Raw genomic sequence first — 13,417 nt, forward strand, 5'->3', positions numbered from 1 at the left:
GCCCGGCGCACCCCGGGGAGGACGCGTGAAGGCGTCGGCGTTCGTCTACCCCTGGGACGTCGTCGGCGACCCGGAGGCCCCCGCACGGATCGCCGCGCTCGGCGTGGAACAGGTGACCCTCGCGTCCGCCTACCACTCCACCCGGGCGCTCACCCCCCGCCACCCCCGCCACCGCATCGTCACCGCCGAGTACGCGGCCGTCCTGTACCCCACCGGCGACCGCTGGGCCGGCCGCGGCCTGCGCCCCTACCCCGCCGGACGCTGGGCCCCGGGGAACGCCTACGGCGAGGCCGCCGGGGCGCTCGCGGAGGCCGGGCTCGAGGTGCACACCTGGGTCGTCCTCGCGCACAACTCCCGCCTGGGCGCCGAGCATCCGGACACCTCGGTCGTCAACGCCTACGGCGACCGCTACCCCTGGGCCCCCTGCATCGCGCAGCCCGCCACGCGCGCGTACCTGACCGACCTGGCCGCCGAGGCCGCCGTGCGCCCCGGCGCGCGCGGCACCGAACTGGAGTCCCTCGGCTGGTACGGCCTGCAGCACCTGCACGCCCACGACAAGACCGCGGGGGTCGGCCTCGGGGAGGCCGGGCAGTACCTGATGTCGCTCTGCTTCTGCCCCGCCTGCCGCACCGGCTACGAGGCGCAGGGCCTCGACGCCGGCGCGCTGGCGGCCGCCGTACGCGCCGCCCTGGAGCCGCTGTGGCGGGGCGCGGCGGACGACGGGGGCCGGCCCGCGATCGAGAAGCTCCTCGGGGAGGACACGGCGGCCGCCACGCGCGCGTGGCGCGACACCACCGCCCGCACCCTCCAGGAGGAGGCCGTGGCCGCCGTACGCGCCGCCGCGCCCGACGGCTTCCAGGTGCTGCTGCACGCGGACCCGGTGCCGTACCACTGCGGCGCCAACGCCGGTGTCGACCCCGGGCACATCCTCTCCGTCGCCGACGGCGTCGTGGTCCCCTGCACCGGCGGTACGGCCCTGCTGGCGCCCTTCGCCGAACGGGCGGGCGAACGGACGGTGCTGGCCGCCAACTTCACCGTCGTCTCCGGCATGGGCGGCAGCCCCGGCACCCTCGCGGCCGACACGGCGCGCGCGCGTGCCGAGGGGGCGACGCAACTGCGCCTCTATCACGCCGGATTGGCGTCGGACGAGGACCTCGCGGTGGTGCGGGAGGCGCTGGCCGCGCGCTGAGCCAGGCGCGCCGCCGTGCCGAGCAGGGCGAGGCCGTACAGGGGCAGCAGCAGCCCGGGGCCGGCCAGTTCCACCAGGCCGGCCCCGACGGCCAGGCCGAGCACGTTCGGCGTGAACAGCAGCGTGTGCGCGGTGGCCGTCGCCCGGCCGGCCAGCGGCCCGGGCGTCTCACGCTGTACGGCGGTGAGCGCGGCCACCAGCACGCACGGCAGGCCCAGGCCGATCGCCGCGCCGGACGCCAGGGCCGCCGGATCCGAGGGCACGGCCCGCGCGGCCACCGCGAGCCCCGTCAGCGCGATCCCGGCCGCCGCGAACCGGTACTCGCCCAGCCGCCGCAGCGCCGGCCCGGCGATCAGCCCGGCCGGCACCGACCCGGCGCCCTGCACGGCGTACAGCACGCCCGCGTAGGCGGGGGAGTGCCCGAGGCGGTCGATCACCGCGTACAGCGTCGCGCTGCCCAGCGAGACCAGCAGCATCGCCGTACCGCCCGCCCGGACCAGCGGGCGCAGCCCGGGATGGCCCCACAGGTGCCGGACGCCCTCAGCGGTCTGCCTCCGCGGGGCGCCGCCGGACCGGGCGGGTCGGTCCTCGGACACGCGCAGCAGGGCGCACAACCCGGCGGCGAGCACGAAGGTGACCGCGTCCAGACAGGCGACGGCCGGTCCGCCGCAGGCCGCGTAGAGCCCCGCGCCCGTCAGCGGGGCGAGCAGCTTCATGCCCTCCGTGGCCGTCATCCGCAACCCGTTGAGGTCGCCGCGCAGCTCCCCGGCGACCGCGGACGCGACCAGGGCCGACTCGGCGGCGTCGAGGACGGCACCGGCGGCGCCGTACACCACCAGCACCGTGAACAGCAGCCACAGGCGGCCGGGAGAGTCCACGGCGAACAGCGCGAGCAGGACGCCGGCGAGGCCCAGGTTGGTGGCGATCAACAGGGGCCTGCGGCGGAAGCGGTCGGCGAGGGTGCCCAGTGCCGGCCCGGCCACCGTGGGCGCCCACAGGGCGAACACGCACAGCGCGGCCAGGCCGTCGGACCCGGTGAGGTCCTTGACCCACACGCCCGACGCCAGCCACAGCGAGGAGGTGCCGAAGCCCGACACCACCACGCCGGCCAGACACAGCAGCGCGGTGCGGTCCCGCAGGACACGGATCACCGTCCAGGAAGTCGTGGTCGTCATGCCCGCACATCGTGGCTCTGAGGCGGCGGCCCACGGATCGGGCAGATGCCCGGTTCCCCCTGCCCTGCCGGGCCGGACATCTAAGTCCTGTTCGCCTGCCCCCGCCGACGCCGGCCGGCCGCGCCGATGAGTTCTGGCGCTCCGTCCGGTCATCCCTCCGTACGGCTGCCGCACCCCCCGAAGGAGCGAGACATGAACATGGTCGACCTGGGCCCGCAGACCCGCATCGTGGCGCGGCTGGCGGAGGCCGTGACCGACGAGCACCTGCCGGGCGCCACTCCCTGCCCGGACCTGCCGGTACGGAACCTGCTGGGCCACCTGCTGATGCTGTCCGTCGCCTTCCGCGACGCCGCCCGCAAGGACTTCGGCACCACGACCGACACCAGCCCCGGCGCCGTCGTCCCGGACCTCGGGCCCGGCTGGCGGGAGGAGCTGCCCAAGGCGCTGGACGAACTCGCCGACGCCTGGCGCGACCCGGCCGCCTGGACCGGCACGACGCGCGCGGGCGGCGTGCATCTGCCCGGCGCGGTCGCGGGCGCGGTCGTCGCCGACGAACTGGTGATCCACGGCTGGGACCTGGCCCGCGCGACCGGGCAGCCCTACGACGCCGACCCCGCCGCCCTCGACGCGGCCCACGGCTTCCTCCTCGTCGCGGCCGAGGACCCGGGCCGCGGCAACGGCCTCTTCGGCCCGGTCGTCCCGGTCCCGGACAACGCCCCCCTGCTGGACCGTGCGGTGGGCCTGAGCGGCCGCGACCCGGGATGGCGGCCGTAGCATCCGGCGGAACCCGACGCGCCGGGGAGAGGGAGAAGCCATGGTGGGGCCGGCCGTGGGCCTGTGGCTGCGCGACGGGGCGCGCGTCGCCCGGACGGTGACGGCCGACGTCCTGCCCTGGCCGGCGACCTTCTGCAGCCCCGTCCGGCCCGGGCGGGACGGGGTGCCGGCTTCCGGATCACGGACGGCGGCCCGCTCGGGCCGGACGCGGCGGACGTCGAGGGCACGGGGTGTTTCACCCTCGGCGCGGACGACTCACGCCGGCCACCGGCGACGACCACTCGGCCTTCCCGTGCCCGCCGGCGGGCGGTCTCGTGCTGAGGACCGGCTTCTCCGGCCCGGTCGACCACCGTGCCCTGGGCCACCTCGCCCTCGCCCTGGCGCACCGCCCGCCACTTCGGTGACGCCGAGTTCCTGGCCGCCCGGATGCGGCACCCGGCGTTCCCGATTGGTCAAGTGAGCCGGTGGCCCGGGCGGGGCGTCGTAGTCTCCTCCCATGCCGCTCACCCTCACCGTTCTCGGCACCGCCTCCCCGCACCCCGGGCCCGGCCGGCCCTGCTCGGGGTATCTGCTGTCCGGCGGGGGCGCCGAGGTGTGGGTGGACGCCGGGACCGGCACGTTCGCGGAGTTGCAGCGGTACACCGATCCGGCCCGGCTCACCGCCATCTGGATCTCGCATCTGCACGCCGACCACAGCGCCGACCTGCTCGCCGCCGCGTACGCCCTCGCGCACGGCGGGATGACCCCGGCCGCGCCGGTTCCCGTCTACGCCCCGCAGGACTGCGCCCGTCGCCTGGCCGGCTTCTTCGGGCGCCCCGACGTCGAGTTCCTCAAGGGCGTCTTCGACTTCCGGGACCTGTACGACGGCCACGACGTGCGGCACTGGAACCTGCGGCTGACCTCCCTGGCCGTCGCCCACGACACCGAGGCGTACGGGCTGCGCGCCGAGTGCCAGGGCAGCGTACTGGCGTACTCGGGCGACAGCGGCCCCTGCCCCGCCCTCGGTGAACTCGCCGCCCGGGCCGACCTGTTCCTGTGCGAGGCGGACATCGACGGGCATCGCGACGGCGAACACTTCCCGCAGGTCCACCTCACCCCCGAGGACGCCGGCCGCATCGCCCGCGAGGCGCGCGTACGGGAGCTGCTGATCACCCACGTCGGGCCTACGCTCACCCGGGAGGCGGCGACCGCGCGGGCCGCCACGGCCGCCGGGCGGCCGACCCACGCCGCCGTCGAGGGTGACGTCCACACCGTCTGAACCGCCGTCCGGGCCGCGCCGCGACTTCCTTTGTCAGAAGCATTGACGAAACCCGGGCCCCCTCCTACCTTCAACGCGTCGTACTTCGTACGTCATATATGAGACGCGATATGTGAGATCCGAGAGGGCCGCATGACCTCTGTGCCCACCCCGATCCCGTCCCGCACGCAATTCGTGCTGGACGCGATCAAACACCGCATCCTGACGGGGCAGCTGACGCCCGGACAGGCCCTGGTCGAGACCGAGCTGGCCGCGCAGTTCGGGGTGTCCAAGACCCCGGTGCGCGAGGCGCTGAAGACGCTCGCCGGAACCGGGCTGGTCGTGATGAGCCAGTACAAGGGCGTCACGGTGCGCATGGTGGACGCGGACATGGCGCGCGAGGTCTACGACGTGCGGCTGCTCCTGGAACCCGAGGCCCTGCGCCGCGCCGTGCGCCGCGGCGCCTCCCTCGAGGCCGCCCGCGACGCGCTGACCCGGGCCGACGACGCCACCGACACCGCCGAGCGCTCCCTCGCCAACCGCGAGTTCCACCGCGCCCTCTACCTGCCCTGCGGCAACCCGCTGCTCGGCCGGATGCTGGACGAGGTCCGCGACCAGGCCGCCCTCGTCTCGGCCGTCGCCTGGGCGACCGACCCCTCCTGGGAGCGGGAGGCCGCCGAGCACCGGGAGATCCTGCGCCTCGCCCTGGACGGCGACGCCGACGGCGCGGCGGGCGCCCTGCACGCCCACATCGCGTCGTTCGTGCGGCGGGCGTTCCCCGACGGCACCGACGCCGCCGAGGACACCCGGTCCCGTCCACAGGAAGGCCAGGAATGAGCAGCGTGACGTTCGAGACCCAGCGGGCGGCCCTGGCCGACGTGGTGGCCATCCCGGTGACCCCCTTCGCCGAGGACGGCTCCGTCGAGCAGGACACCCACCGGGCCCTGCTGCGTCGCCTGCTCGACGGCGGGATCACCACCCTGACCCCGAACGGCAACACGGGCGAGTTCTACGCCCTCGCCCCCGAGGAGCGCCGCCTGGTCACCGAGCTGACCGTGGCCGAGGCCGGCGAGCGCGCCGTGATCCTCGTCGGCGTCGGGCACGACCTGCCCACCGCGATCGCCGCCGCCCGGCACGCCCGCGAGCTCGGCGCCCAGATGGTCATGGTCCACCAGCCCGTCCACCCGTACGTCTCGGCCGCCGGCTGGGTCGACTACCACCGCGCCATCGCCGCCTCCGTGCCCGAGCTGGGCGTGGTGCCGTACATCCGCGACGGCCGGCTCACCGGCGCCCGCCTCGCCGAACTCGCCGACGACTGCCCGAACGTCATCGGCGTCAAATACGCCGTCCCGGACGCGGCCCGCTTCGCCGCCTTCGCCCGCGACGCGGGGCTGGACCGCTTCGTGTGGGTCGCGGGCCTCGCCGAGCCCTACGCCCCCTCCTACTTCTCGGCCGGCGCCACCGGCTTCACCTCCGGCCTGGTGAACGTCGCCCCGGCCGTCTCGCTGAACATGATCGACGCGCTGCGCTCGGGCGACTACCCGGCCGCCATGAAGGTCTGGGAGCAGATCCGCCGCTTCGAGGAACTGCGCGCCGCGCACGGCTCCGCCAACAACGTCACCGTCGTCAAGGAAGCCCTCGCCGCCCTCGGCCTGTGCCGCAGGGACGTCCGCCCGCCGAGCAGAGCGCTGCCCGAGAACGAGCGCGCCGAAATCGCCGCCATCGCCGCCGGATGGTCGATATGACAACAGCCGGGAAGTCCCCCGAGGAGCTGCGCAGCCACCAGTGGTACGGCACCGACGGCCTGCGCTCCTTCAGCCACCGCGCCCGTACCCGCCAGCTCGGCTACCTCCCCGAGGAGCACCTCGGCAAGCCGGTCGTCGCGATCCTCAACACCTGGTCCGACATCAACCCCTGCCACGTCCACCTGCGCGACCGCGCCCAGGCGGTCAAGCGCGGGGTGTGGCAGGCGGGCGGCTTCCCGCTGGAGTTCCCGGTCGCCACCCTCAGCGAGACCTTCCAGAAGCCCACCCCGATGCTGTACCGCAACCTGCTCGCGATGGAGACCGAGGAGCTGCTGCGCTCCTACCCCGTCGACGGCGCGGTGCTCATGGGCGGCTGCGACAAGTCCACCCCGGCCCTCCTCATGGGCGCCGCGAGCGTCGACCTGCCGGCCGTCTTCGTGCCCGCCGGGCCCATGCTGCCCGGCCACTGGCGCGGCGAGGTCCTCGGCTCCGGCACCGACATGTGGAAGTACTGGGACGACAAGCGCGCCGGCCTCATCGGCGACTGCGAGATGCAGGAACTGGAGAGCGGCCTGGCCCGCTCGCCCGGCCACTGCATGACCATGGGAACGGCATCCACGCTGACCGCCGCGGCCGAGGCGCTCGGCGTCACCGTGCCCGGCGCCTCCAGCATCCCCGCCGTCGACTCCGGGCACGACCGGATGGCGGCCAAGGCAGGCCTGACGATCGTCGACCTGGTCCACCGGGACCGGAGGCTGAGCCACATCCTCACCCGGGAGGCGTTCGAGGACGCGGTCACCACCGTGCTCGGGCTCGGCGGCTCCACCAACGCCGTGATCCACCTGATCGCCATGGCGGGGCGGGCCGGGGTGAAGCTCACCCTGGACGACTTCGACCGCATCGCCCGCACGGTCCCCGTCCTCGCCAACGTCCGCCCCGGCGGCCGGACCTACCTGATGGAGGACTTCCACTTCGCCGGCGGCCTGCCCGGCTTCCTCTCGCGCATCCCGGACCTGCTCCACCTGGACCGGCCGACCGTCTCGTACGACACCCTGCGCGAGCAGCTCAGCGGCGCGCGGGTGCACCACGACGACGTCATCCGGCCCCGCGACAACCCGGTCGCGGGCGAAGGCGGGGTCGCCGTGCTGCGCGGCAACCTCTGCCCGGACGGCGCCGTCGTCAAGCACATCGCCGCCGAGCCGCACCTGCTCGAGCACACCGGTCCGGCGGTGGTCTTCGACGACTACCGGATCATGCAGCGCACCATCAACGACCCGGCGCTGGACATCACCGCCGACAGCGTCCTCGTGCTGCGCAATGCCGGGCCGAAGGGCGGCCCCGGCATGCCGGAGTACGGCATGCTCCCGATCCCCGACCACCTGCTCAAGCAGGGCGTGCGGGACATGGTCCGCATCTCCGACGCCCGGATGAGCGGCACGAGTTACGGCGCCTGCGTGCTGCACGTGGCACCGGAGTCGTACGTCGGCGGGCCGCTGGCGCTGGTGCGCACCGGGGATGTGATCACCCTGGACGTCGGGGCCCGCTCACTCCATCTCCACGTGGACGACGAGGAGCTGGCGCGCAGACGGGCCGCGTGGACGCCGCCGCCCGCCCGCTACGAGCGGGGCTACGGCGCCCTCTACAACGAGCAGATCACCCAGGCCGACACCGGCTGCGACTTCGAGTTCCTGGCCCGCCCCGGCCAGGTCCCGGACCCGTACGCCGGCTGAACGACCCCTCCCGGCGACATCCTCGACCCATGTGTATGTAGCAAGCGCTTCCTGTCCACCGACAGCCGCTGCAATGCCCACTGCGAACGGAGAACCAGTCATGGCCCAAGCCGCAGCCGTGGCGAAACCGCCCGCGCCACCCCGGCGGCGCCGTGCCTCCGCGACCCCGCGCAGGCTGCCGTACCTGCTGATCGCCCCGGCGGCCCTGCTGATGCTGGGCTTCATCGCCTACCCCGTGCTCAGCGTCTTCTACTACAGCCTGCAGAACTACAACCCCACCAAGCCGTGGCGGAACGGCTTCGCGGGCCTCGACAACTTCACCCAGGCCTTCGCGCACGACCCGCAGTTCTGGGACACGCTGACCTTCAGCGCCAAGTGGGTCGTCGTCGAGGTCGGACTGCAGCTCCTGCTGGGGCTCGCGCTGGCGCTCATCGTCAACCAGACGTTCGTCGGGCGGGCGCTGGGACGCGCCCTGGTCTTCTCCCCGTGGGCGGTCTCCGGCGTGCTGACCTCCGCGATCTGGGTGCTGCTCTACAACTCCCAGACCGGCATCACCCGTTACCTCGCCGACGCCGGCATCGGCTCCTACGGCACCAGCTGGCTCTCGGACACCTCCACGGTGTTCCCGGCGGCGGTGGTCGCCGACCTCTGGCGCGGCGTGCCCTTCTTCGCGATCCTCATCCTCGCCGACCTGCAGTCCGTCTCCGGGGACCTCTACGAGGCCGCCGAGGTCGACGGCGCGAGCAGGCTCAAGCAGTTCCGGCACATCACCCTGCCCCACCTGAAGGACGCGATCGTCCTGTCCACGCTGCTGCGCGCGGTGTGGGAGTTCAACAACGTCGACCTGCTCTACACGCTGACGGGCGGCGGCCCGGCGGGGGAGACCACGACCCTTCCCCTCTACATCGCCAACACCAGCGTCGACGCCCACAACTTCGGCTACGCCTCCGCCCTGACCACGGTGGCGTTCGTGATCCTGCTCTTCTGCTCGATCGTCCATCTGCGGCTGAGCAAGTTCGGAGGTGAGACCAAGTGATCACCGAGATCGCTCCCGCACCCGAGCGCGTGGTGCCCGAGCCCGCCCGGCCGCGCCGCCGGCGCCGCTCCTGGAACGAGGTCCCGCGCTGGCAGATCTACGTCCCCCTGGGGATCTACCTCCTGTTCACCCTGATCCCCTTCTACTGGATCCTGCTCTTCGCCCTGCGCCCGGCCGGCTCCACCTCCCTGGTGCCCTGGCCGATGACCTTCGACCACTTCCACAAGGTCTGGACCGAGCGCAGCTTCGGCACCTACTTCACCAACAGCGTCTACGTCGGTCTCGCCACCCTCGTGCTGACCACCGTGGTCGCCCTGGCCGGCGGCTACGCCCTCGCCCGCTTCGACTTCCGTCTCAAGCGCGGCTTCCTGCTGGCCCTGCTGTGCTCCCAGTTCGTGCCGGGTGCGCTGCTGCTGGTGCCGCTGTTCCAGATCTTCGCCAACCTGCGGATGATCAACTCCCTGGGCAGCGTAGTCATCGCCGAGACCGTCTTCCAGCTGCCGCTGTCGATGATCCTGATCAGCGGGTTCATCCGGAACGTGCCCTACTCCCTGGAGGAGGCCGCCTGGGTGGACGGCTGCAACCGGCTCACCGCCTTCCGGATCGTCGTGCTGCCGCTGCTGCGGCCCGGGCTGATCGCCGTCGGCTCCTTCGCCTTCGTGCACGCCTGGAACCACTTCCTGTTCGCCCTGATGTTCCTGTCCGACCAGAGCAAGCAGACCATCCCGGTCGGCCTCAACACCCTGATGAGCTCCGACAGTGTCGACCTGGGCGCCCTGGCGGCGGGCGGCATCGTCGCCGCCGTCCCCGTGGTCGTCGTGTTCGCCTTCATCCAGAAGTGGCTGATCACCGGCTTCAGCGCGGGGGCGGTGAAGGGATGACGACGACACCGCTGCCCCTCGTCCTGGCGGGCGCCCGCGGCCACGGCCGCCTGCACCTGGACAACATCCGCCGGCTCCAGCGCAGGGGGCTCGTCCGGCTGGCCGGGATCTGCGAACCGACCCCCCTGACCGGCGAGGAGATCCCGGCCGGGCTCGGCACACCCGAGCAGTCCGCCGACCTCGGGGCGCTGCTGGACGCAACCGGCGCCCGGATCGCCGTGCTCTGCACGCCGATCCCCACCCACACCGACCTGGCCCTCACCGCCGCCCGGCGGGGCGTGCACCTGCTGGTGGAGAAGCCGCCTGCACCGTCGTACGCCGAGTTCCGGCGCATGACCGACGGGGTCGGGCAGGCGGGGGTGGCCTGCCAGATCGGGTTCCAGTCGCTGGGCTCGCACGCCGTGCCCGCGATCCGCCGGCTCGTCGCCGAGGGCACGATCGGCGAGGTCCTCGGAGTCGGGGGCGCCGGTGCCTGGGCCCGGGACGAGGCCTACTACCGGCGGGTGCCCTGGGCGGGCAGGCGGCGGCTGAACGGCGCCGACGTGGTCGACGGGGTGCTCACCAACCCGCTCGCGCACGCCGTCGCCACCGGTCTCGCCCTGCTCGGCTCGACCCGCGCCGAGCACGTCACCGGCATCGAGGCCGAGCTGCTGCGCGCCAACGACATCGAGTCCGACGACACCTCCTGCGTCCGCGTGAGCACGACGCACGGCCCGGTCACGGTCGCCGCGACCCTGTGCGCCGAGGAGCCGGGGGAGCCGTACGTGCTGGTGCACGGCAGCAGTGGGCGGATCACCTTCTGGTACAAGCAGGACCGGGTGCTGCTCCAGCGGGCCGGACACGGCCCGGAGGAGACCGAGTACGGCCGCACCGACCTGCTGGAGAACCTGGTCGAACACCTCACCGCCGGCGCGCCGCTGCTGGTGCCCCCCGACGAGACCGGTGCCTTCATGCGGGTGGTGGAGGCGGTCCGGACCGCCCCCGACCCGGCCCCGCTGCCGGAGAGCGCCTGGCGTCTGCTGCCCGCCCAGCGGCGCCGCGTGGTGCCCGGCGTCGACGGGCTGGTCGCGGCCTCGGCCGACACCCTCGCCCTCTACTCCGAGCTGGGCGCCTCCTGGGCGCTGCAGAACGAGGTGAGCACCTGATGACCTCCCCCGACTCCCTGGTCCTCAGGATCGCCGGCCGCCCGGTCGCCCGCTACGTCGGTTCGCGAACCCGGTGCTGAACGCCGACTGGTCCGACCGGACGTCGTGCGCGTCGGCGACGACTTCCACCTCACCGCCTCCAGCTTCGGCCGCGCCCGCGGTCTGCCGCTGCTCCACTCGCGCGACCTGGAGCTCCACCCGTCCATGGGATCCCGAGGAAACCAGAAGAAGAGAAGAGCCGACTCAATGAAGAGCAGCATCCGCAGAAACAGGCGTGCCGCCACGGCCGTCGCCCTGGGCTCCGTCCTCGCGCTGGCCACCACCGCCTGCGGCGACGACGGCAGCGGCGGCGCGGGGGACAAGGGGGGCGAGGGCTCCGGCAAGGGCACGATCACGTTCTGGGACAACAACGGCGGTGTCCGCACCGACGTCTGGAAGCAGATCATCTCCGACTTCGAGAAGAAGTACCCCGCCATCAAGGTCAAGTACGTCGGTGTCCCGGCGGCCGGCGTCCAGTCCAAGTACGACACCGCCATCCAGGGCGGCGGCCTGCCGGACGTCGGCGGTGTCGGCACCGCGATGCTCGCCGAGGTCGCCGCGCAGGGCGCGCTGGAGCCGCTGGACGGCCGGCTCTCCAGGAGCGCGCTGAACGGCAAGCTCAACACGAAGTTCCTGGAGAGCGTGAAGGCCGCCGGCGGCGACGACAGGACGTACACCGTGCCGACCTCCGCGAACAACGGCACCCTCTGGTACCGGACCGACCTGTTCGCCGCGGCCGGGCTGCAGCCGCCGACGACCTGGACGAAGTTCTACACGGCCGCCGGCAAGCTCACCGACAAGGGCAGGAACAGGTTCGGGTACACCATCCGCGGCGGCGAGGGCTCCATCGCGCAGGCCCTGGACGCGATGTACGGGCAGAGCGGGATCACGTCCTTCTGGAACGGCGACAAGGCCACCGTCAACGATCCCAGGAACGTGGCCGCGCTGGAGAAGTACGTCGGCCTGTACAAGAAGGACACCCCGTCCGCCGACGTCAACAACGACTTCACCAAGATGGTCGCGCAGTGGGACTCCGGCACCATCGGCATGCTCAGCCACAACCTGGGCTCCTACGCCGACCACGAGAAGGCGCTGAAGGGCAAGTTCAAGGGCATTCCGAACCCGACCCTGGACGACGGTACCCGGGTGCAGGTGTCCAACCCGGTGGACGGCCTCGCCCTGTTCAGGTCCAGCAAGAACAAGGCGGCGGCCTGGAAGTTCATCGAGTTCGCCGCGTCCCACGAGTCCAACAGCAAGTGGAACGAGTCGGCGGGACAGGTGCCGGCGAACACGGAGGCGGCGCAGGACGCGTGGGTGCAGGCGTCGGAGCCGACGAAGCTGGCGGCCGAGGCGCTGAACGGGTCCAGCACGAAGATCGTTCAGTTGCCGTACTACCTGCCCGACTGGAACACGATCTCCAAGGCGGACAACGAGCCCAACTTCCAGAAGGTGCTGCTGGGGAAGCTGAGCGCCAAGGACTTCCTGGACACGCTGGCCGATCAGCTGAACAAGGCCCAGGCGGACTGGAAGAAGAACCACTGAGAGCTCGGTCGGCCCCGGTCGTGGGGAGGTGCGCGTGCGTCGTGGTCGCGCGCGCAGTTCCCCGCGCCCCTCGGCTTCTTCCCCGATCCCTGTTGGAAAGGTACTGGTCGTGTCCCTTGCGCGCAGGCAGGTAACACTCGCGGCACTCGCCGCCCTTCCGCTCGGTCTCGCCGCGAACGGCACCGCGCAGGCCGCGCCCCACCGTCGTACGGTCTACATCGCCGGTGACTCCACAGCCGCCCAGAAGTACGCCGACGCCGCGCCCGAGACCGGATGGGGGATGGCGTTTCCCTTCTTTCTGCGGCAGCAGCAGTTGAGCGTCTCCAACCGGGCCGTGAACGGCCGGAGTTCCAAGAGCTTCGTCGACGAGGGGCGGCTGGAGGCCATTCTCGCCGAGATCCGGCCGCACGATCTGCTGATCGTCCAGTTCGCGCACAACGACGAGAAGACCACCGACCCGGCCCGCGGCACCGAGCCCTGGACGACGTACCAGGACCATCTGCGGCTGTACATCGAGGGCGCCCGCGCCCGTGGTGCCCGGCCGGTGCTCGCCACTCCCGTCGAGCGGCGCAAATTCGACGCCGACGGCAAGGCCCTGCCGACCCACGGCGACTATCCGGCGGCGATGCGCGCGCTCGCCCGGGAGGAGAGGGTCGCGCTGCTCGACATCGAGGCGCTGTCGCTCGCGCTGTGGCAGCGGCTCGGGGTGGAGGAGACGAAGAGGTACTTCAACTGGACGGCGACCGAGCAGGACAACACGCACTTCAACCCGCCCGGCGCCATCGCGGTGGCCCGGCTCGTGGCGCAGGAGCTGCTGCGCACCCGGGTGCTGGCCCGGCCCGACGTCGTCCGGCTGCACGAGGACGTCCCGACGTCCTGGATCACCTGGCCGCCCGGGACGCAGCCGTCCGCTTCCTGACAGAG

The 13,417-nt window shown here is 72.8% G+C and carries 13 protein-coding genes; 12 read left to right on the top strand and 1 reads right to left on the bottom strand.

All coding sequences use genetic code 11. The annotated features are described in order from the left end of the window. Positions 1-25 precede the first annotated feature (25 nt). On the top strand, positions 26-1,189 hold the full coding sequence (locus tag ACZ404_RS18710) for a hypothetical protein (RefSeq protein ID WP_468441148.1): 1,164 nt from the start codon (positions 26-28) through the stop codon (positions 1,187-1,189). On the opposite strand, the gene ACZ404_RS18715 is transcribed toward ACZ404_RS18710, so the two are convergent. Continuing rightward, positions 1,126-2,364: an MFS transporter gene (locus ACZ404_RS18715; protein ID WP_468441150.1), complete on the bottom strand. Its 1,239-nt coding sequence runs from the start codon at positions 2,362-2,364 to the stop codon at positions 1,126-1,128. The two genes, ACZ404_RS18710 and ACZ404_RS18715, sit on opposite strands and share 64 nt — an antisense overlap. A gap of 192 nt (positions 2,365-2,556) precedes the next feature. On the opposite strand from ACZ404_RS18715, the gene ACZ404_RS18720 reads away from it, so the two are divergent. The 11 genes from ACZ404_RS18720 to ACZ404_RS18770 all read left to right on the top strand — a co-directional run bounded on the left by ACZ404_RS18720 (position 2,557) and on the right by ACZ404_RS18770 (position 13,412). Continuing rightward, on the top strand, positions 2,557-3,138 hold the full coding sequence (locus tag ACZ404_RS18720) for a TIGR03086 family metal-binding protein (protein WP_468441152.1): 582 nt from the start codon (positions 2,557-2,559) through the stop codon (positions 3,136-3,138). A gap of 230 nt (positions 3,139-3,368) precedes the next feature. Then, positions 3,369-3,542, top strand: a complete 174-nt coding sequence (locus tag ACZ404_RS18725) for a DUF6368 family protein (RefSeq protein ID WP_468441154.1) — start codon at positions 3,369-3,371, stop codon at positions 3,540-3,542. 92 nt (positions 3,543-3,634) lie between these two features. Next, positions 3,635-4,396: an MBL fold metallo-hydrolase gene (locus ACZ404_RS18730; protein ID WP_468441156.1), complete on the top strand. Its 762-nt coding sequence runs from the start codon at positions 3,635-3,637 to the stop codon at positions 4,394-4,396. Between the two features lie 132 nt (positions 4,397-4,528). Continuing rightward, on the top strand, positions 4,529-5,212 hold the full coding sequence (locus tag ACZ404_RS18735) for a GntR family transcriptional regulator (RefSeq protein WP_468441157.1): 684 nt from the start codon (positions 4,529-4,531) through the stop codon (positions 5,210-5,212). Next, the gene (locus ACZ404_RS18740; protein WP_468441158.1) at positions 5,209-6,120 is read left to right on the top strand and encodes a dihydrodipicolinate synthase family protein; all 912 of its coding nucleotides are present in this window, start codon (positions 5,209-5,211) and stop codon (positions 6,118-6,120) included. The genes ACZ404_RS18735 and ACZ404_RS18740 overlap by 4 nt, the downstream gene beginning before the upstream one ends. Next, a complete protein-coding gene (gene araD, locus ACZ404_RS18745) occupies positions 6,117-7,850 on the top strand; it encodes an L-arabinonate dehydratase (RefSeq protein WP_468441160.1) in 1,734 nt (577 codons plus the stop codon). Before ACZ404_RS18740 ends, araD begins: the two co-directional genes overlap by 4 nt. Positions 7,851-7,950: 100 nt before the next feature. Continuing rightward, the gene (locus tag ACZ404_RS18750; protein WP_468441162.1) at positions 7,951-8,886 is read left to right on the top strand and encodes a carbohydrate ABC transporter permease; all 936 of its coding nucleotides are present in this window, start codon (positions 7,951-7,953) and stop codon (positions 8,884-8,886) included. Next, the gene (locus ACZ404_RS18755; protein WP_468441164.1) at positions 8,883-9,767 is read left to right on the top strand and encodes a carbohydrate ABC transporter permease; all 885 of its coding nucleotides are present in this window, start codon (positions 8,883-8,885) and stop codon (positions 9,765-9,767) included. The genes ACZ404_RS18750 and ACZ404_RS18755 overlap by 4 nt, the downstream gene beginning before the upstream one ends. Beyond that, a complete protein-coding gene (locus ACZ404_RS18760) occupies positions 9,764-10,912 on the top strand; it encodes a Gfo/Idh/MocA family protein (protein ID WP_468441166.1) in 1,149 nt (382 codons plus the stop codon). The genes ACZ404_RS18755 and ACZ404_RS18760 overlap by 4 nt, the downstream gene beginning before the upstream one ends. A 246-nt stretch (positions 10,913-11,158) precedes the next feature. Continuing rightward, positions 11,159-12,493, top strand: coding sequence for an ABC transporter substrate-binding protein (locus ACZ404_RS18765; protein WP_468441168.1), 1,335 nt, complete (start codon positions 11,159-11,161; stop codon positions 12,491-12,493). Positions 12,494-12,602: 109 nt separating this feature from the next. Beyond that, positions 12,603-13,412 (top strand): rhamnogalacturonan acetylesterase, encoded by an 810-nt coding sequence (locus ACZ404_RS18770; protein ID WP_468441170.1) that lies wholly within the window; start codon positions 12,603-12,605, stop codon positions 13,410-13,412. Positions 13,413-13,417 lie beyond the last annotated feature (5 nt).

The sequence above is a fragment of the Streptomyces sp. NPDC030798 genome (genome assembly GCF_055572275.1).

Bases quoted from the DNA above. Each gene is read 5' to 3' on its own strand.
- ACZ404_RS18715 (WP_468441150.1), bottom strand. From the start codon at position 2,364: ATGACGACCACGACTTCCTGGACGGTGATCCGTGTCCTGCGGGACCGC.
- ACZ404_RS18720 (WP_468441152.1), top strand. From the start codon at position 2,557: ATGAACATGGTCGACCTGGGCCCGCAGACCCGCATCGTGGCGCGGCTG.
- ACZ404_RS18730 (WP_468441156.1), top strand. From the start codon at position 3,635: ATGCCGCTCACCCTCACCGTTCTCGGCACCGCCTCCCCGCACCCCGGG.
- ACZ404_RS18735 (WP_468441157.1), top strand. From the start codon at position 4,529: ATGACCTCTGTGCCCACCCCGATCCCGTCCCGCACGCAATTCGTGCTG.
- ACZ404_RS18740 (WP_468441158.1), top strand. From the start codon at position 5,209: ATGAGCAGCGTGACGTTCGAGACCCAGCGGGCGGCCCTGGCCGACGTG.
- araD (WP_468441160.1), top strand. From the start codon at position 6,117: ATGACAACAGCCGGGAAGTCCCCCGAGGAGCTGCGCAGCCACCAGTGG.
- ACZ404_RS18750 (WP_468441162.1), top strand. From the start codon at position 7,951: ATGGCCCAAGCCGCAGCCGTGGCGAAACCGCCCGCGCCACCCCGGCGG.
- ACZ404_RS18760 (WP_468441166.1), top strand. From the start codon at position 9,764: ATGACGACGACACCGCTGCCCCTCGTCCTGGCGGGCGCCCGCGGCCAC.
- ACZ404_RS18765 (WP_468441168.1), top strand. From the start codon at position 11,159: ATGAAGAGCAGCATCCGCAGAAACAGGCGTGCCGCCACGGCCGTCGCC.